Origin of the sequence: Paenibacillus sp. V4I3, assembly GCF_030817215.1 — a bacterium.
GTDB lineage: Bacteria > Bacillota > Bacilli > Paenibacillales > NBRC-103111 > Paenibacillus_E.
In genome coordinates this window covers 4,210,246-4,231,215 of the sequence record NZ_JAUSZA010000001.1, presented here as the reverse complement: position 1 = coordinate 4,231,215, position 20,970 = coordinate 4,210,246, and the positions used below count along the sequence as shown (strand labels likewise).

The 20,970-nt window shown below is 46.4% G+C and carries 12 protein-coding genes; 1 reads left to right on the top strand and 11 read right to left on the bottom strand.

Annotated elements, in window-relative coordinates; translation table 11 throughout:
* Positions 1-13: 13 nt before the first annotated feature.
* The 11 genes from QFZ77_RS19420 to QFZ77_RS19370 all read right to left on the bottom strand — a co-directional run bounded on the left by QFZ77_RS19420 (position 14) and on the right by QFZ77_RS19370 (position 19,516).
* Positions 14-1,603: a response regulator gene (locus tag QFZ77_RS19420; RefSeq protein ID WP_307441930.1), complete on the bottom strand. Its 1,590-nt coding sequence runs from the start codon at positions 1,601-1,603 to the stop codon at positions 14-16.
* 36 nt (positions 1,604-1,639) lie between these two features.
* Complete coding sequence (locus tag QFZ77_RS19415) at positions 1,640-2,461, bottom strand: carbohydrate ABC transporter permease (RefSeq protein WP_307441928.1); 822 nt, start codon at positions 2,459-2,461, stop codon at positions 1,640-1,642.
* A complete protein-coding gene (locus QFZ77_RS19410; RefSeq protein ID WP_307441927.1) occupies positions 2,458-3,327 on the bottom strand; it encodes a carbohydrate ABC transporter permease in 870 nt (289 codons plus the stop codon). Before QFZ77_RS19410 ends, QFZ77_RS19415 begins: the two co-directional genes overlap by 4 nt.
* Before the next feature lie 25 nt (positions 3,328-3,352).
* Positions 3,353-4,714: an ABC transporter substrate-binding protein gene (locus QFZ77_RS19405; protein ID WP_307441926.1), complete on the bottom strand. Its 1,362-nt coding sequence runs from the start codon at positions 4,712-4,714 to the stop codon at positions 3,353-3,355.
* A gap of 114 nt (positions 4,715-4,828) precedes the next feature.
* Positions 4,829-6,664 (bottom strand): cache domain-containing sensor histidine kinase, encoded by a 1,836-nt coding sequence (locus QFZ77_RS19400; protein WP_307441924.1) that lies wholly within the window; start codon positions 6,662-6,664, stop codon positions 4,829-4,831.
* Between the two features lie 237 nt (positions 6,665-6,901).
* Positions 6,902-8,995, bottom strand: coding sequence for a glycosyl hydrolase 115 family protein (locus tag QFZ77_RS19395; protein ID WP_307441922.1), 2,094 nt, complete (start codon positions 8,993-8,995; stop codon positions 6,902-6,904).
* A gap of 27 nt (positions 8,996-9,022) precedes the next feature.
* Complete coding sequence (locus tag QFZ77_RS19390; protein WP_307441920.1) at positions 9,023-11,233, bottom strand: helix-turn-helix domain-containing protein; 2,211 nt, start codon at positions 11,231-11,233, stop codon at positions 9,023-9,025.
* A 70-nt stretch (positions 11,234-11,303) separates the two neighbouring features.
* Positions 11,304-12,908, bottom strand: a complete 1,605-nt coding sequence (locus tag QFZ77_RS19385) for an extracellular solute-binding protein (RefSeq protein WP_307441919.1) — start codon at positions 12,906-12,908, stop codon at positions 11,304-11,306.
* A 58-nt stretch (positions 12,909-12,966) separates the two neighbouring features.
* Positions 12,967-13,842, bottom strand: coding sequence for a carbohydrate ABC transporter permease (locus tag QFZ77_RS19380; protein ID WP_307441918.1), 876 nt, complete (start codon positions 13,840-13,842; stop codon positions 12,967-12,969).
* Between the two features lie 13 nt (positions 13,843-13,855).
* Positions 13,856-14,821, bottom strand: a complete 966-nt coding sequence (locus tag QFZ77_RS19375; protein WP_307449652.1) for an ABC transporter permease — start codon at positions 14,819-14,821, stop codon at positions 13,856-13,858.
* Between the two features lie 228 nt (positions 14,822-15,049).
* The gene (locus tag QFZ77_RS19370; RefSeq protein WP_307441917.1) at positions 15,050-19,516 is read right to left on the bottom strand and encodes a carboxypeptidase regulatory-like domain-containing protein; all 4,467 of its coding nucleotides are present in this window, start codon (positions 19,514-19,516) and stop codon (positions 15,050-15,052) included.
* 1,024 nt (positions 19,517-20,540) lie between these two features.
* Here QFZ77_RS19370 and QFZ77_RS19365 point away from each other — a divergent pair.
* Positions 20,541-20,969: a VOC family protein gene (locus tag QFZ77_RS19365; protein ID WP_307441916.1), complete on the top strand. Its 429-nt coding sequence runs from the start codon at positions 20,541-20,543 to the stop codon at positions 20,967-20,969.
* Position 20,970: the final 1 nt, after the last annotated feature.

Sequence of the window (20,970 nt, the reverse complement as noted above, 5' to 3'; positions counted from 1 at the left end):
CACTCCTTAGTCATCAATGATTAGCAGTTTCGGCGGCTATCCGATATTTACCAATGGTCATGCCTGTTTTTTTCTTAAAGATTTGACTAAAATATCGGTAGTCCTCGTAGCCAACCATTTGCGCAATCTCGTAATTTTTATAGGTAGACAATTTCATCAGTTCTTTCGATTTATTAATCCGGAAATCCGTCATATAATCAACAAAATTGTGACCTGTCGTTTTTTTAAATAAACGGCTTACATAATCCGTGTTCATGTAATGACTTTCAGCAATCTGATGAAGGGAAAGCGGCTGATCATAGTTATTTTCTATCATATTCTGAATCATACGGACAATCTTCTTGCCCTGCTTTTCACGCGAACGTTTGTAGTACGCGAGCACAGAGGGAATGATCTCTTCATCGAAAATCCGTTTTACGGATGCCGCATCGTTCCGGTGCTGGATCATCTCTGTATACATTTGCGGATTTTTACCGCATACTTCCTCTAGCCGATTTTCCGTTCCTCGAAGCTGTTTCTCGATAGAGTGGACGAGCAAAAAGGCGCTCCTCTGCAAATGATCTACAGTCATTGAATCCTCACTAATTGCGGCAAACAGCATGTCTGATTCTTGCTGAGCCCCTTCCTTATTGCCCATTTGAAGGGAACGGAGAAAAGCATTTTCCTTCTCCTGAGGATAATTAACCCGTTGCTTACTCATGTCATTATCAGCCCAAAGGACGGTACCTGACACACCCAGCCTTTTCTTTTTCAGTGCTTGCCCGGCCTCCAGATAAGCACGCCGTAAATAGTGGGCATCCTTTTTTTTCAAGCCGATGCCCAAGCTGTAGCTGCCCATTTCCAATTGTTTGAGCAACCTTTGGACGAGCTGACATAGTTTATTCATTTCCTCTAACTGCAGTCGCTCACCGACGATAGTGATAACGAATTCCCAATTTGCTTCCGGTGAGGTTGTTACGACGAAGTTCCATTCTCCCCCGAACAAGAATGGTTTGTTCCGGTTTAACAGTTCCCGCAGTTGCCCAACAAGTTTGTTTGACTCGCATCCATCTCGAAATGTATCGCGCTGCCCGACCATCACATAGGTTTCGCCGCAAGACCAACCTTCAGGAAGAGGAATTTCTTCCTCATTCTCATGAGCTTCTACATCTGTGACCGCATGGTACAAAACTCGTTGAAGCCAGTCTTCCTTACTGTCAAACTGCCATGTGCTCTTCTTTTTTTCCTGCTGTTTCATCTTTGCTACTGCCCTCTCCAGCACAGAGACTAGCTCATCTTTTTTAACTGGTTTCAATAAATAATCAAATGCTTTCTGTCGGATAGCTTCTTTCGTATATTCAAAGTCGGAATACCCGCTTACGACGATCGTTAATAAATCCGGTAAATCACGATGCAGCATTCCGAGCAGTTGTTTGCCGTCCAGTCCAGGCATTCGCATATCCAGAAAAAGAAGATCCGGTTTCTCGGCAAGCGCGATCGTGTGCGCCTCTTCCCCGTCTCCTGCCTCTCCAACAAGCCTGAGACCGAAACGATCCCAGGGTATAGATTGAATAAGTCCTCTGCGGATCCATATTTCATCGTCGACAATGACTACCTTTCGCATGGACCAAACCCTCCCGATACTTGATTACACCTATTGTTATCCCTTCAGAGAACCAGCAGTCAAACCATCAATAATGTACCTTTGCAGAAACAAATAAATAAGTAATATCGGAGCTACGACGACGACCATAAAAGCGAACACAACGCCCCAATTCGTGCTGTACATCGTAACAAAATTAAAAATTTGGAGCACAATCGTCCACTTCGTGCTGTCTGTCATCAAATAGAAAGGGCCGAAAAAATCGTTCCAAACCGATACCATGACAACGATCGCGACCGTTACAAGCACAGTAATAATGAGCGGAAGAATGATTTGAACATACAATCGGAAATAACCGCAGCCCTCCAGAAGCGCCGCTTCGTCCAGCTCTCGTGGGATTGACTTCATGAATCCTACTAGCAGAAATACTGCAAAGGGGAGCAATACGGCCGTGTAGTACATGATTAGGCTGAAGTACGTTCCTCGAATGTGCAAATCACCCATTAGCTTGATGGTCGGTACGATGGAAACAGGCACGATTAGGCCCATGATGAATAAATAGTACGCCGTACGCAAAAAACGGTCGTCTCTTCGTTGAATAATGAAAGCAGCCATAGATGCAAACACATTAACTGAAAGCACCACGCAGCCCGAAATCAGGAAGCTGTTCATGAACCCGCGTACAATATGCGCCTGAACAAAGATTTCCTTATAATTGCTGAAGTGCCACTCTCGTGGGAGGGATAAACCAAACAGCGCTGATTCGCGGATATCTTTGAACGAGTTGACGAGGATCATCAGAAAGGGGATGAGGATCATCAGTGCCAAACAGATAGCCACCAATTCGAGCTCAATAAGCATGTTGCGCCGTTGTCTCACATCTCCACCTCCCGTTTCTTCATCTTCATCAGTACCGGCACACCGATACAAGTAACTAAGATGAACAACACGACGTTAACCGTTGTCGCATAACCGAACTCTCCTGAACTGAACATACTGCGAATATAAGTGTAAAACACTTCTGTCGTATATCCCGGTCCACCTTCTGTAAGTACCATAACCATTTCAAACACTTTCATAGAACCAATCATGGAAAGTAATACATTAACGGTAAAAGCTGGTGCCAGCAGCGGGAAAATAATATGTCGGAACCGACTCCAGTATTGCGCTCCATCCATCGAAGCGCTTTCCGTTAAATCTTTCGGAATGAACTGAAGTCCCGCCAAATAGACGACCATAGAAAATCCAGCTACACGCCATATATCCGTCACAATAATGGAAAACAGCGCATACTTCGGATCGTTCAGCCAATCATGCGCAAGTGCGGCAAGCCCAACCTGCTCAAGAATCTGATTCACAATCCCATGCTCAGGATGATAAATAGCACGAAAAATATAACCAATGATGATCGGAGCTATCACATAAGGAAGGAAAAATATCATCCGCAGCACATTGCGCAGCACAAGAGCTTCATTGAGAATGAGCGCTAAGCCAAGACCACATACGTTCTGCAGTACCGTTACAGCAGCCGCAAAGATTAACGTATTGAACAAAGCGGTTGTAAGTCTCGGCTCTTGAAAGATCGCCGCATAGTTTTGAAAGCCTATAAACCGAATATCCTTGGCATTGATGTTCCAATCGGTGAAGCTGTAATAAAACCCAATGAGGGTTGGAGTTATAAAAAACACCAGAAAAACAGCCAGAGCAGGAAATGAAAAATAGAGTGGATACTTGCTTTTCCCCAATGCCTCCCCCTCCTTAAAATTGGCGTTATTCGAATCCTGCTAAACGTTTGGACTTACCGTCTTTTTTATAATTGGCATCGAATTCCTTTACTGCCGCATCTACATTGCCATTAATGAAGAAGTTTTGCAGCGTTTTTTGGAAATCAGCAAATGTTGGCGTTAGACGGTTTTGGACGTTGATTTTTGCTTTTCCAGTATCAATTAAGCCTTTTACCGTTTGTTGCACAGGATACAATTCACTTTTAGCATCTTTAAAGATCGGAATACCAGGCGCTATTTGGTAGTACAAATTGACCATATCCGGAGTAACCATGAACTTGATCAAATCGACAGCCTCTTTCGAATGTTTCGCTTTCTCAGGCACCATTAATTGGTTCGGAGGCGTGATCAATGCTGTACCTGCATCATTCGCCGAAGGGAATGGAAAGAACCCCATGTGATCTTTCACAAAATCTTTGCTGAATTTTTTCTCCAGTTGTGGAATAATACCATCGAGCATAAACACCATGGCTACTTTACCATCACCTATCTTGCTTTGCATTTCGTCATACGTTCCCGCCATCAAATTATCTTGATATAAGCCGAGATCTTTCAATTCTTTCTGCTTTGCAAATAAATCTTTCACCTGCGGAATATCCGCAAGACCGAGTTGATTTTTTTCCAGTTTCTGAACGCCTTCATCGCCAATAGCCGGATCTACGCCCGATACCCAACCTGTCAAATAAAAGATTTGCGCCGGCCATCCATCCTTCACTCCTTCATAGAAAGGTGTCACGCCTGTAGCTTTTATCTTCTTGGCTGTCTCAATTAAATCTGCATAGTTTTTAGGCGGCTGAACGCCAACCTTACCAAATACATCTTTGTTGTAATAAACCCCCATCATCCCCGTAGCCCCGAATGGAACCCCATATATCTTTTTGTCCGGCGTTGTTTGGAATTCTTTCATCGATGGAATGATTCGATCCCATACAGTTGTATCTGCACTCCATTCATGAAGCGTTTCCTCGGCCCTTAATTTGACGTTCTGCTTCGTACCTGGCTGCATCAAAAATAAATCAGGGAAATCGCCTGTTGAAAACCGCGTTTTCATCATATTATCGAAGTCCCCACCAGGTAAAGCTTGTAATTCGACCTTATTGCCAGTTTGCTTTTGATAAGCTTCGAATATTTTGTTAAAAGGAACAGCATCCACTGTATTGGGAATTACAAACGTAAGAGTGACAGGATCTTTCGTCGGAGCTGCTGTGCTAATTGGCGTGTTCGTCGCTGCTGCTGATTTGCTTGCTTCTGGTGTTCCTATAGTGCCACTGTTACTACTGCATCCTGTAAATGAACTAGCTGCCAGACAAACCGTTAACATGGACAAAGCCGTTTTCATTTTTCTCATTTTTTGTAGTACCCTCCTTTAGGAATCGCTTACAAGATAATTATATGAAAACGCTTTCCATGACACTATTCACGATTTCGACTAAAAATGTTTAATTTTCTTACCCTGAGAGTTTTAATTATTCGTCCTCAACAAGTTCCATGATGAAATCATGAGGGTTACACGGGTCCCTTTTCCCGCTTCACTCTCTATTTTACATTCGAATTGCTCGCCTAAACGGATTGCATACCTGGCGTACACATTGCGAATACCAATGCCTCCGCCCGCAGCAGAAACAGGCATATCTTCTGACAATCGCTGCTTTTTCAGCTCGTTTCTCAACGCCTTCAGTCTCTCTGCCGAAATACCGACCCCATCATCACTTACTGTAATGAGTAAAGATTCACCTTCTTTGTGAGCAATCAATCGAATCGTGCTTTTCCCAATCTTCGGCTCCACGCCATGGAACACGGCATTCTCCACAATAGGCTGCAGCGTCATTTTCAACAGCGGGTAATCGAGCAACTCGTCCTCAATTTCCTGGATATAGGTAATTTTGTCCTCGAAACGGATTCCCTGAATCTTCATATAAGAATCAATTTGTTCCAACTCTTCACGTAGGGTAACCATTTCATCCTTATTTTTGATATTGTAGCGGAACATATCTGCTAGTGACTGAGCCATGTCTCCGATTTTCTCGACCTCGTAATAATCGGCCATTGCCTTAATGCTATCTAACGTATTGTATAGAAAATGCGGATTAATTTGTGAATAGAGCATAGCAAGCTCGACTTGCTGAAGCTTAATTTGGTATATATATTTGGATTCTATTAGCTTTTGAAGTTCTACCTGCATGTCATTAAAGTTCATCGCGATTCTTCCGATTTCATCGCTTCTCGTAACTTGGACACGAACCGAGAAGTCGCCTCTTTTCACTCGATTGATCGTTTTATATAAGTCCAGTATTGGATTAGTAATTCGTTGTCCGAACAAAAAGGAAATAAAAATAGTGACTAAAAAGGCTATCAGCGCTGTAAGTAGTGTTGCCGTTTTGATTCGATCCAGAGAACCGAATATTTCCTTCTTAGGCATAACAAGTACGACTTTCCAATTGGAATAATCCGACTGTGTATACGTAACAAGCAAGTTGTCCTGCTCGCCACCATACCAGAACTTTCCACTGCCGTTTGTGATACGTGATAGTATCTCTTTAGGGAGAACAGGCTCAGACTGCTCAAAAGAGGCGTATATGGGTTGATTATTTTGATCTAAAACAAGCAATTTGCTGTTCGTGGAAAGACTATCATTCTGACCAATTAGATGAAACAATTCAGCATTGTATTCCGCGCGTACAACAATAAAATAGTCGGGATTAGCAAAATCTCGAATTAAAATGGACGATGAATAAGCGGTATTATCGCTTCCAGAAATCGCTTCCTTAGTCGGACCGTTAAAATGCACACGGCCATCATTGTCTACCGTCTTGCGGAACCAGTCGGATTGCTGCACTTCTTCGGCATTCCAAGACTTCTGATTATCCGATGCATTCAACATTTCTCCGTTACTGTAATAAATTTGAAATCGGATAAAATCCCTGATTGGTGTGATGTTGAAGCTTTTCAGAAATAAGTTTTCAAGCTTTTGCCTAAACTGGAATTGATCCTGTTCATCCATTGTCGCATAAGCATTAATCCCATCTATATATTCCGTACTGTAATAAGGGGCCAGCAGAAGGTTCCGTTTGTTTTGAAAATCATTATCCATGTTTTTTTCTATTTGTCGAACGATTTGAAAACTTGACGACTCTACCTGCTCCAACACGGAGCGATAAGAAATATAGAAGGAAATAGCTCCTACCGATGCTATGCATATAAGAATAATAATGAAATAACTGAAGAGAAGCATGATTCGGATTTTGGAAAATAAGGATCGGATTTTCCCGAAAACCACCCATAGATTACTTCCACGCATGAGACTGACCTACCCTCCACTAAACGTATCAACCAGGATTGGGAATATTCTACCATACACCTCTTTGATTGGAGTAGGTTTATTTCAGTTCTTTTTATATTAATTCTTAACTTTTCCCATAAACAAAAAAAAGCTGGATGACTTCGAGTTTGGAGTCCCTGCCCGTACACTTGCTTCAACCGACCTAAAAATAATTGGCAGCCCATTATAGGGCTGCCATTAACTAAGAAAAATCACCTAAAATGATTCGCTAAATTTTCGCTTTAATTTGGCGGCCAGTTCGTCGTCTGAGAGCGGATTACGGTGCGTATTTTCCAAATAAATATGTTTTTCCGTTTCAGGCATGAGGAATTCCTTATACCATAAGAAAAAGTCCGGACTATCTCCATGCATCCGAAGAAACCGTCTTAACGTGTCCACATTTTGGACCGTACTCTCGATGTTGGTCAGCCAATCGGCCTTGTAAAAGTTTTCCCATTTGCCCTGCTCCGATTCCCGCAGCGCCTGAATTCCCTCTTGATAGCACCACATGGACTGTGACGCATATACAAACGCCTGCGGATACTGCCCCTCAACGTACGCCTCGTACGCACGGCACAACCAGAGGAAGCCCTCGCAGCCTGTGCGGTTCAGAATTCCGTGAAAGCGAAGCTGATCGATGACACGCTGTCGGTCCTCCGCATTGTTCAGCTTGGACAAGAGCTCGTCGCATCGGTGCAGCCATTGATTCCAGCCTTCCAGTCCCTCTTCGCAGCACTTCTTAAAGAAAGAGACCTGCTGGATAAATGGTACCTCTCCTGTAGCCCAAACTAAGCCTCGATGGGATTGCTGCCCCTTCCCCTGAAGCCAGTGCCCGACGATTTTCCTAGCAGGATGATGGTAGAACTCGTCCCCCGCCAAATCATCCCCGTGAGGGCCGTATGGAATGGCTGCTTCCGTATACGAGCGGTACAGCTCAGCGATTTCCTCATGATGGGAGGGAAAATACCTGCAGACAAATTCATTCAAATGCTTACGGGTATCTACCATCCCCTTTGACCACAGCTCTCGAATCAAATCCAACATATAGACATGTGGACGGATGTTGCCACAGTTAAGCAGAACATATTCGTTTGCTCCAGCCTTGATCGCTTGCTCCACTTCTTCCTTGATAAATGATGCCGAACCTGGGAACATCGTCAGGTGATTCGATGCCTGCAGGTCATGAAACGTGACGTGATAATAGATGCCGTGCTTTCCAGTATCCCTCGGCTCAGGCAGCGCTGGCACCCTGAGATTGATACTGCCATGTCTTCGTGAAACCATTTTGCCATAGCCGTTATCCGCCCATATTTTGATCACATCTTCCGGCAGGTCAATATAGCCGCCTTTATATAGCTCCGCTATTTCCCCATACAGTGCCACGCAACAGACCGGCCGTTCTACCGAAGCGCCGATCATATCGTATTGCCTTTGGACAACCCTGCTGATCATCGCTCCGCGCTTTTCCGACGTATCAAACGAAGGATCGTTTTCCCAGAACGGCCTGTCGCCCTGCCCACGGAATGAAAGTACCCAGACGATGTTTTTATCCTTTTGCTTATCGATCGCCTGCTGCCATAATGCTTCGAACAGCTCTGGCTCCTGCTGGTAACTGGCGATCCGTCCGGGATACGCGCGCAGGAACATCTCCGCCCCTAGCGGCTCGGCATGGTGATGCGTCACCCACAAGCCCATCTCAGCGGCAACTTCGGCATGAACGCCGCTCTTCGGTAAATCCGTTCCTGGAATGACCATGTTGCCCCCGCAGCGAAGCAGCGCCTCGAAAACAGGCTCCCACACCTCACGGGAAGGCGGATACGGCTCCTTCCATCCGATGAGGTTTACCTCATCATTGACGAACCAGCCCCGGAATCTGATCACAGGCAAAGGCGAATTGTAATCCTCAATGGGGATAATAAGCTCGGGCAGCTTGTTGATCGGCTGATCCGCCCAAAACCAAAACGGGTCGATGCCTAAATATCGCCTGCTAAACTCCAGAATGCCGTAAATAAGTCCCAGATCGTCGACTCCAATGATCTCCATATGTGTCTGCTGACCATCGGCGCCACGGAACCGAAAGCCATAAGCTTCGGGTCGGTTCTCCCAGCCATCTTCCGCTCTAGCATAACGGATGATAAGGTCCACAGCCTCCTCCACCTGCGTTGTCAGAAATGGAACCGCCTGCATAACGTTTGACCAATCTCTTAGCAGGAAACGCAGCGCATGCTCCACCGGGGAACTTAGCGACTCAGAAACCTGAATACGGATTTCCCTGCTGAGCCGCAATTGATTTACCTTCTTTCCCTCCACTTTTCATGCTCCTTTCCTTCGTACGCATTAGGATGACTCCCGGTATTGCCCCGGCGAGATCCCAACCATCTTTTTAAAGATACGGCTAAACGAAATGGCATTGGCATAACCTGTTTTTTCAGATATATCCTGCACGGTCTCGTTTGTTTCCTTCAGCAGCTTTTTGGCGTAGTTGATTCGCAGCGTGATCACGAAATCACTGAAATTTTCGCCGATTTCCTCTTTAAACAATTGGCTTAAATATTTCGGATTGACTTGAAACAGGTCGCTAAGCAGCGTGAGCGAAAGGTTAGGATCCGTAAAATGCTCAGCTATGTAATCCCGAATCTCCTTCATCAGAACGTTGTGCCTGCGATTTTGTCCAGCCACTAGAAGATGGTCCGTCAATTGCTCAAACGTAAGGCAAAAACAATCCTCCAACTCTGCCAACGTGTCGTTTTTATCGAGCGTTTCAAGCAATTCAGGCTTTACAGTTTGCTTCCAAAACTTCGCTGCTTCAGGTAACCAACCTTCGAGCTCCCGTTCCAAATGAAAAATGAAATAATGGAGCAATCGATCGACATCGTCCTTTTGCAGCCTATGCACAACCATGTTGCTAAACAACCGCTCAAAGTCGTTTTTCCATTCCAATTCGCCCATTCGAAGATGACGAACGGCGTTCTGCATCAACTGCAGATATAGGAACCACTCGCCGGACGTATTTCCCTTGACTTCTACCGCATCGATGATCTGATTGACGCCGAGCGTAACCTTATGACTTACCGCCTCCGCCGCCTCCTCGAAAGAACGGCTGATGCCAGCCACCTCTTCAACCGCTGTTCCAATGCCAATAGTTACCGTGAAGTCCAAATGAGATTCAATCCAAGCGCGTATTTGCTCGGACAGCTTAAGCAAGTAATGCTCAAGATCGTTTCCGCTGCCGGAGTTAAGCAGAAGTATGAGCTGATTTTTGGTGATCCACTCGACAATGACCTGCTGGCTGATTTGCTGAGCGATTTCAACCGCTACGCTGCTGACAACAAACTTGAATAAGGACTGATCCTTCTGATTATATGTCAATCCAAATTGAACATAGTGATCGATCTCCAGCAGAGCCACGATAAAACGACCATCCGAGAGTCCAAAGTGATGCCTTTCCTGCTCCCACGTTTTCCCATCCGCTACATAATCTCCGCTCAAGAGGCTCTGCAGAAATTGCTGTCGACGAATAAATAGATGTTCCTGCTGTTTTTCCTGAAACTCCATATTGTTGGTGATGAGCTTCTCAATCGCCTGATCGATGAAAGCGAATTCGTTCTTATCTTCCCTGAGCTCGTTTTCTTTTACGGTCGATGAAAACCGGTTAATCCGATGGATGATCGCTTCAATTGGCTTGTAGCTGCGGCGAGTCACATAGAACGTGGAGCCAATGGCGAACACGATGGCGCCGAGACCCAGCATGATCCACATGACACCCCCCTGAAAAAGAATGCTGAACAGCCTACCGCCCTTGATGACCGTCCGGTACGTCCAGCCCGTATAATCTGAAACGATACCGGCATGCAGCCCTTGCTCTACCGAAGATTCTTGACTCTCTTGAAAGAACGGTTTCCCCCCCGCGTCGAACAACTGCGCTTCCGTTACCTTTCGGTCAACCATCTGATCCATAAACTTTTCAATGGAGGTAACCCGAACATTAATGACCAAGTATCCGAGGCTCCCTGTATCGAGTGGAATGTTCCTTCCCAATGAGACGACCTTCCCTCCAGCATCCGCACTCTGTTCTCCCTCCTTGCTTCGTGGGGAAGTCCAATTGCCGTTGATAGGCCGCTCCAAAGCTTTTTGAACATACGAGCGGTCAGGAAACTCTTCGATCAGACGGAGAGTGCTTTGATCGAGTACTCTCCGGTCCTTTGCCCGATACAAATAGATCGAATCGATAAAACTGTACTGGACCATCAAACCGCTAAGTGCATTGGAAGCGGCGAAATCCAGCATCCGGTCCGGTGGCCCATCCAGAAATTGCTGCAGTTCCACGCTTGTCTGGATCAGTTTACGCGAATCGACGTCAATGCTTTTTAGTGTGCTATCCAACATGTTAGCCATATATTCAGTGGTTATCTTGTTCGCCTTTATCGCATTGCGGACGTTCAATTCATTCATCATCGCGAAAAAAATGAAAATCAGGGCACTGATCGTCAAGAACAGGATGGGGAGATACGAAAGCAGCATCCTCGTGTTGTAATTGTTCGTTTTCATTGTCTCGCCTCCTGCCCTTGAAAATGTAGACAAACCCCTTGAATTAGTTAGGGGTTTGACTTGCCATCTGTTACTTTTTCTTCATTTCCTTGTAAGCCGCTTTCCGCTCATCAACGACCTGCTGTCCGCCGATTTTTAAATACTCAGCCACACCATCGTCAAATATTTTATTGAAATCCGCTGGCTTAGCCAAGATACTTTTAACGACTGTCTCCTGCGCCTTCGCTTCAAGTGTTTTGCCGTACTTGATGTCCGCGTCGATCGGACGGTCGAATCTCGGCAGAGTATAACCATCTACCAGTGCATTGATAATATTTTGCTTAGCAAGCTCCTTGTAGTTCGAATAAGTCAGCGCTGCGACCTCGATATTTTTCTCTTTGCTGCTGAAATCCTTACCGTTCACGACAATCGCGATATCCGCGTTATTGTAGAACGTCTTCTTAGCTTCATCCGTCGTGATTGGCTTCGGAAAGCTGTTTTCCATCGTATAGTGCTGGCCTTCAACCCCATTCGACAACTTGAACAGCACGTCATTTTGGGACATCCAGTCTAAATATTTAATGGCCTCAACGGCGTGCTTGCTTGATTTTGGAATCATCATATGGAGTCCGGTTGGTTCATAAATTTGTTTCGGACGTTTGCCTTCTTCGTTCGTGAACGCATCCATTGAGATATACTCAGCTCCCGGAACATTCTTCTTCATTGTATCGAAAACGTTACCGGGCAGCATCAGGTTCTGATGCGCGGCAATCGATGTAAATGCTCCAACATAACCATTAGCCACATCGGCCTCAAACTTTTTCATATCTTTATCGAGCGCAAAATCAGGACTAATGAGACCTTCTTGATTCATTTTGTTTAAAAATTGAACGCCGTCTTTATAACCTGGCATTAGTATATCAGACCAGGAGGGTTTAAAAGCAAAGAAATCCTCCTCCGACGTCTTTTTAATGAAGGAGCCCAAGAACTGAGATGAGCTAACGTAGTTGCTTCCGTTCATCGCAGCGAAACCGTAAGGCACGACCTTGCCTCCGGTTTTTCCCGGATCCTTTTCCTTAAACATTTTCATCGCAGCGTAAAATTCTTCCTTCGTTTTCGGTACTGGCAGCCCTAACTTATCCAACCAATCCTTGCGGATCATCGAGGCATGGGCGAACTGCAGCGTCCGCTTCGCGGGAATGGTGTACTGCTTGCTGCTGAACACGCCATAGGCGAGCGTTTCTTGGCCGAGGAACTTTTTCAGGTTTGGTCCATGCTCGTCAACCAGCTTGCCAAGGTCAGTCAAACCGCCGCTTTTCACATAGTTGAAAATGGTATTCATATCATACGTAAACACGATGTCAGGAGCATCACCGGTCGTCATGAGCACGTTCAGCTTATCGACCTCCTGATTGCGTGGCACCGGAATGAATTGCAGCTTGATGTTGTTTTTATCGCCGAATTCTTTCTGAATCCACTGCGTCCAATAGTTATTGTCCACAGGCCCGGCGCCGGAAGGCGTATTACCTCGGTCGAACATTTCGACCTTCAGTGTCACTGCTTCCTTAGGCACGGTACTGCTGGAAGCGCCTCCCGATGCACTCTCCTTCGCAGGGCTTGAGCAAGCGGCTAACGATCCGGTCAGCAAGCATGCTGCTACCGATAAACCGATCCATTTCATTTTTGTTTGTTTCATTTAAAGCACCCCTTATCCTTATCATTATCATTATATAGCTCAATTAAGAGATCAGCTATCATCCTTTAACTGCTCCGATCATGACACCGGAAACAAAATACCTCTGAAGCCACGGATATACAATCAAAATCGGCGTGGTTGCAAACATGATGCTAGCCGCTTTAAGCCCTTCGGGAACGACCTCCGTCTGCGAAGACCCTTCCTGAGCAGTCAAATCCGTCACCATGCTGTTCATGACGATTTGGTAAAGCTTGAGTTGAATCGGATACAGCTGCGAATCGGTGATGTAAAACAGTGCATCCATGAAACCGTTCCAGCGGGAAACTGCATAGAAGAGGCTCAAGGTTGCCAGTACCGGAAGTGAGAGCGGGAGCACGATCCGCGTCAGAATGCCGATATGCGAGCAACCGTCGAGATAGGCAGATTCCTCCAAGCTAGACGGAATCGTGGAAAAGAACGTTTTCAGAATAATCAGGTTGAACGCGCTAATCATGCCCGGAACAATGAGAGCCAATAAGCTATTCAGGAGTCCAAGCTCTTTCACCAAGAAATACTCGGGGATTAATCCCCCGCTGAAAAACATCGTGAAGACGATCAGCAGCATAAATAAGGTTCTTCCCTTTAGCCGCTCTTTCGTCAGCGGATAAGCCGCGCAGATGCTCATTAGCATACTAATTAAAGTAAACGTGACTGTGAGTATGATCGTCAGTCCCATCGATCTAAGCATTCCGGCATCCAGAAAAACGATACGGTACGCCTCCAGATCGAATCCACGCGGGAAAATCGTGACTATATTCGATAATACGGCTTGTTTTGAGCTTAATGAGATCGATACGATATGCAGGAAAGGTACGAGACATACGATTAATACGATTCCTACGATCAACATGATGACGACATCCGTGACCCTCTGCTGCAATATTCCTTTTGTCATGCCGGCTTCCTCCTTACCATATGCCTTGCTCACCGAAGCGCTTCGCGATCGTGTTCGCCCCAATGACGAAGATCAGTCCGACTAAGGCTTGGAACAAGCCCATCGCAGTCGCAATCGAGAATTGCGCCGATTGGAGACCGGCCTTATAAACAAACGTACTGATGACTTCTGCATAATCCATTACTAGCGGGTTGCCCATCACGAAAGGCCGTTCGAAGCCGATGGTCATAATATGTCCGAGCTGCATGATCAGCATGACCACGATGGTCGAACGAATTCCCGGCAGCGTAATGTGCCATATTTTTTTGAGCCGCCCTGCTCCATCCACGTCTGACGCTTCATAAAGCTCTTTGTTAATTCCGGTTAGTGCAGCGAGGTAAATGATCGTACCCCAGCCAGCACTTTGCCAAATTCCTGTACCTAGGTAGACGAGCACCCAGTTGTTTTTATCTGTCAAGAACGGGATCGACTCGAACCCGAGGGAATTGACCAGGTTGTTGACGAGTCCGCCCGTGTTGGAAAACATCTGATAAACAAGTCCGCCGATAATGACCCAGGAAATAAAGTGCGGCAAGTACAAAATCGTTTGTGCCGCTTTTTTAAACCAGGCAACCCGAAGCTCGTTAAGTAAAATCGCGAGGATGATCGGTGCCGGAAACGAAAACGCGAGGTCTAGTAAATTGAGCAGCAGCGTATTGCGGACGACCTGATAAAACTGGCTCATCGCAAACAGCTGGCGAAAGTTATCGAACCCCACCCATTCACTCCCAAGGATGCCTTGAAAAATGTTAAAGTCTTTGAATGCGATTGCCACTCCGTACATCGGAACGTATTTAAAGATAATAAAATACAAAATCGGCAGTAGCATCAGTAAATACAGCTGGTAATCCTGCAACAATCCGGATATCCGCCGTCGTTTAACCAGCGCCCGACTTGGCTGCGAGGCTGTCGTTTGAGCTGGGTTCCTCTCCATATGCATCACTTCCTTCGGTGTCTTTCTCGGGCGGTCGCTGCAGCTTCCGTCCCCATTGCCCTTGTCTTTCGGGTCGGTCAACAACACTATACCGAGGCATGTAGAGACCTGCAATAAACTCATTTCAGCTGCTTAACCTCATTCCGTTTCCTTGAACTGACGGGCTTTTTTGAGGCATCAAGCAAAAAAGAACGCCCGGAAAAAGTATCCGGGCATTCTTCATAAGGAGCATAGTTATTCAGGCTTTCCGTTCGAGGGAACTACGTTATAGCCAACGGGATCTGCTGCATTCCCTGCCAAATCGTAAACTGTTACCTGAATTTGATTCATACCCGGTTTCAGCGGAACGCTGGCGGTAAATGTGAGATCTGCCTGAACCACAGCGCGCATCCCGTTCACATAGACGGCTCCTGGTTCGTTAATCCGGCCAGTGACCGTTAGTAGGCTCTTATCTATGTTATAATGGTTGCCCGTTTTGGGGCCAGGCATATTTAGTACAATGACAGGCGGGGCTGTATCCAGAACGAGATGAAGGATCACTACTTCGGAGGTATTTCCGACAAGGTCTACCGCTTGAATCACGAATGTGTTATCTCCGGGATGAAGTGTGACGTTGGTTTCAAAGCTCAATTCACCCGTAACGACCAACTCTACACCATTAAGCTTTATGGTGGATAGCTCGCTGACAGCACCTGAGAGAACATATACTGCTTCCCTAACCGTACCGCTTGTTTGATTCAGTTTGACAACCGGGACGATCGAATCGACGAAGTAATTCAGTACAATCGGAACGGCCTTCTTTCCGGAAGCGGCGATCGCCTCGATCACAATCGGATTAGCTCCCTGCTGCAGCTCAAGCGCAGATGTGAAGCTCAGGTCTGCCGCTACAGGAACGATGATGCCATTGATCGTAACGGCAGCCGGGCTATCCAGCTTACCGGAAATGTCAATCGATGCTGAACGGATGGTACCGCCGCTTTGATCCACCGTGAGCACGGGCGGAGGGCTGGCCAGCGTCAAGACGCTTACTGTCGTCGATTGAGCGCGGGCTACCGCAATCCCGCTAACCGCAGCGCTGTCGTAACCCGGTTTAGATGCGGTAACCGAATAATTTGTCGCCGGTATTACGTCGCCAAACAAATAGATTCCATTCTGATCGGACGTCGTACTGCGCAAACTGCCGTCTCCGGAGTTTAGCACGACCTCAGCCCCGGAAAGAATGCGACCCTCCGAATCTTTTACGATGCCGGTCAGCTGGCCGTAAGGATTTAACGCCCGCTTCACGATCACGGTATACGTGGTGATGGCTGTCCCGTCCGCCGAAAAAACGACGACCTCAATGGCATTATCCCCCTCGGCAATGGCAATCGGTGCCGCTGGTTGACCGCTGCTAACGGAACGGCCCTTTATGGTAATGTCCGCAAACTCGTAGCTAGCTGTTGGCGTGACGGTTACATATTCCGTTTCATAAGCAGCACTTACCGAGTAACTGGTTACGTCTTTATCAAATGAAGGCGTTAACGTGCCGGAACTGACAGTCAGCTGCTTTAACGAAGAATCCATTGCAGGCGAAAATCGGTTGACTGTGACTTTATAGGATAGCTTCGTCGCTCCATCTTCCGCCGTGACGACTACTGGGATGATGGTCTGATCACCAGTTAAGTGAATCTCAGCCGATGATGTTCCGCTGGCCGTAGGGATTCCATTGACCAGGATTGACCTTGCGAAAGGACTGCTCGCCGTTGGCGTGAGCGTCACGCTTTCCACAGCGCTTGGGACTTCGACAGCAAATTCCGTTTCGTTCAAACGGTTTAATACGCTTCCGCTGCTCGTCAGCGTAACCAAGGACGCATCATTTTTGGCATAACCGATACCTTGAGTAATACGTACGTTATCGATATGAACGCTGCCATAGTTGGAGCTGTTCGCATAGAAATCAACTCTGGTAATGTCCGGCATATCTCGGCGGAAATTAGCATCGTCGAACTTGAGAATCCCGTCGATATACAAATCAAAGGTCTGATTGACGGTATTGACGACCATCCGGATGTTATACCATCGGCCAAGGGCATAATCCATGAGCTCGGTGTCGGATGTTCCTTTGTATGCCCTGATTTTGTTTTTACTGAGAGCAGCACTGATACCTGGACTAGTGCTGCTGGTGCTGCCGTATACATACGGCACGCCAAACCAGTTGTTGCCGGAGACGTAAGGATCGTTTCGCATGACATCCGCCTCGATGGTCACGAACCCTTTCAGCGGAGCGGCAAAGGTTTGCGCCAGACTGGTGCTGCCGCTGTTTGTCGTTCGTGTCAGCTTCACACTCTTATCTTCTGCGCTGGGAAGCTCGACTACTTCGACCTTGCCACCGCTAGTGCTTACGGTTAGGCTGTCTCCCGGAATCATCGCTCCTGTCGCCAGGAGATTAAACGTATGATCGTGCAGAACATCGATCGTGTTGCTTGCCACAAGCAGCTTTTTCAGGTCAGTCACGCTGGCTGGCGAAACGCTAACATTCTTTCGTTCCGTATTTCGGTAGTCTGTCCTGGAGATGATGACGGTATAATTTTCTCCAATTGGAACTTGGTCGATTTGGAAGACTCCGTCGCTGCCGGATATGCCGGATGCGATCGTTTCCGTTCCATACTTGACGATAACCGCCGCTGCCACTAACGGGTTCGCCCGTTCATCAAGTATTTGTCCCGTTAGCCCGCCAAACGGACTTGCCGAGGTTATGATTAAGTCTTGTGTCGTCGTACTTGGCGGTTGTATGGAGATAATCGCCGATCCGGCGCTGTAACCATGCTTTTCCGCAGTAAGCGTTAAATTGTTCCCAAACGGAAGATTGGATATAAAGTAGTACCCTTTGGCATCACTCAAGGCCGTATAAGTCATTCCGCTGCTCATCAAGGTTATGGTGGCCCCCGCCACGGGCTTGCCGGCTCCGTCCTTTACCTTTCCGTTCACGGATTCTGTCAGAGAGCCTTCCGATGTATAGTACTCGAAAGCTCCAATATCCGACTGTCCGTTATATAGCTCATTTCCCGTGTAATCCTTCCCCCCGTGATTAGCCATCGGTAGGCCTGAGTTGATCGTCATGGCGCCCGATTGTGAACGGAATCCTAGCGCCGAGTCTAGCCTTGGCCCTGATTCAACCGTTCCGGAAGGGCCTACAGTCGTACTGACGAACTTCGGGTCCACCTGAAGCGCCAATGTATCGCTCGCTGGAATTTGCAATGACGCTCCATAGTAGTTGTTATTTTCGTAATTAATGGTGCTGCTTGTCGTCAGCGTGGCACTGGACCGCGTTGAAAATATGTTGTTATTCCGTATATGATATTTCGCATTTAGCGAACTGCCGTAGCCATAAATCAAGTAATTGCTTTTATCGTTGTAAATCGTATTGTTATACACCTCCGCAACGGCGGCCGTATCCGAATGCAAATAGATCGGATAACGGGTATTGCTTTTAATAACGTTATAACGGATTACCGTATTTCCGAAAACAAATTGGCAGATGAGAATGCCGTCGCCGTTATCGTGGACATAGTTATATTGGATGAGGATGTTGGTCGTGCCTTTGTCCGGATCGATTCCGTTCGAGTCGGCGCCGCCAGCCTTCTGCTGCGTTTCATATACTTCATTGTATTGAATGACAATATCGTCCGCATAATAGGCCTCAATCCCTGAGGTTCCTGTTCGGTATACGACATTTTTCTCCACGACGCCGCCACGAATATTGGTCAAGTACATACCATTGCAGCCAAAAGCGGTACCCTCCTGGGTAATGAAATTATTCCGGATCACAATATTCGTATGTGGCGTAAATTTAGGATCAGAGGCGTTCACCCTCGTCCCCCAACCGGTGGCCGTCGCCATACTGTTTCCATTCTCATCTTTATCGTCACCGGTATATTGTTTAAAAATGATGCCTGCAAACGACGTATTTTTGATCGTTGAGTTTTCAATGATGACGTCATTGATCACCGTCGCTTGACCTGGCGGATTCAACAGATCCGGTACCGTTGTATCAAATACGATTCCGCCTGTTTTTTTTGACCCGTCCCAGCCCGTTTTAAAGCGGATGCCCGGCTCCGGCGGGTTTGGCTGTGTTCCGCTGATCCAGTTGATTTCGCCGGTCACATCATGAACATCAACACCGATGATGCGAAAATAGTGAAGCTCTCCGCCCAGATCCCCAGATACATGAATTCCGCGATAATCGCCCAAATTTTCGCCTGGTGTGGCGGTAGACGGCTTCGCGTTGGAGATATCCAAATTGTGAACTTCCCAGTAGGACTGATTGAACAGACGAACCGCATCATTTATCAAGCCTTTACCATTAATTTTCGGCTTGCTTCCGGCCCCGTATTTGTCAATAACAATCGGCTGTCCTCCACTCCCCGAGCCTTTGGGCCACAACTGGCCGTCCCAACTGTCACCAGCCTTCAGCAGGACGTTATCTCCCGGCTGAAATACGGTGACATTTACCTTCTCCAGCGTCTTCCAGGCTGCGCCTTCACTCGTTCCGGAATGACTGTCGTCACCTAAGGTCGCATCGACGTAATAAGTCGTTCCTAAACCCACAGCCGCCTTAGCGACAGGAGCCGGAAGCAGGGGGAGCCATATGCCGAGTAACATAACGGCTGTCACGATGGCCGAGACCCAACTCTTTCTTCCCTTGCTGCGCATATACTTCATTCAATCTTCCTCCTCCGTATTTGTTTCATTGAATGCGCTGTCATTTCACTGCTGACTAACATCACTCCTTCAACATATACACTATAATGAGGCGGAGAAACTCCCGCAATAAACTCATTTCCGCAGCTTAGCCGGATTCCGTTTTTCGCTCAGAACGGTAATGATCGACAATCTTTCACAATAATTTGTATGAGAATAGATATATGCTGCGAAAAAACCACATCTTCTTGCGATGTGGTTTCCCTTCTTAATTCTTATCATATAATCCGATGTGTGTGTAATCCCCTGTTTCATATCGTGATTTTGCAAATAAACGATATTCTTGAACAGTGCGCATAGCAGATAAAGGCCGTGGCACTATAAAGTTATTATTAATTAAAACTAAGTATCAGCACGCACAAAAAAAGAGAACGACTTGCGTCAGTTTCTCTCCTCAATCTGCTTTCAGTTAAGTTTTCCTGAGCGAGCATATGTAAGCTTTTCTCTGCCTAATGCGCTGCTAAATATTTCTCGATACGGCGCTCGTCTGTAATTAGCGGACAGGTGTAGCAGTATCGATCACCGCCGGGTAAGCAGTAATTCAGACAGCATTTTTCACGCAGCAAAATATGCCGGTCGTCATGCATCGGAATTTTGACCTGACGAAAACGGCAAATAAGCGGATTTTCCGCTTTCTCTCCGAACCATAAGTATTGGGATTCCTGACTGTCGTCCCCTGCCAAATACGATGGCGGTTTTGCATAATGCTTGGATCAAAGGCGAACATATGCACGATCTCCTGACGTTTAGGATAAGATTCTATTGATTATGATAATCATTATCAAAATAGTTGTCAAATAATCTCATCTCCTTTAATTTTTTTTTACTTCCTACTTTGCTCCATAACCTATTAGAACTTCGAATACATCAAACCATTTCATTCATATAATTTTTATATTTGTTCATCCGCAGGTATATTGGTTTTAGAACAGCTAAATGTTACAATATGGAAATGATAGACCACTTAATCTAAGGAGTGAATTTAATGGCTATTGATGTATATCTTAATTTTAATGGAAACACTCGTGAAGTCATTGAGTATTACGCAGAAGTATTTGGACTAGACAAGCCACAAATCATGACCTTTGGAGATACTCCACCCGACCCATCCTTTCCTCTTCCTGAGGAAGCCAAAAATTTAGTTATGCATGCACGCCTTAGCATTTCTGGAAGTACAGTTATGTTCTCCGATGTTTTCCCGGGAATGCCTTTCGTTGCTGGTAACAACATTAGCCTTTCCTTAGTGAGTAAGGATATCGATGAAGTGAAGTCAGCCTTCCATAAGTTGAAAGAAGGCGGCAAAGTAGGCATGGAACTTCAAGAAACATTCTGGAGCAAATGCTACGGCAGCCTAGAGGATAAATTCGGCATTCAATGGCAGTTTAACTATGACAATGGTGAATCGGTTTATTAAT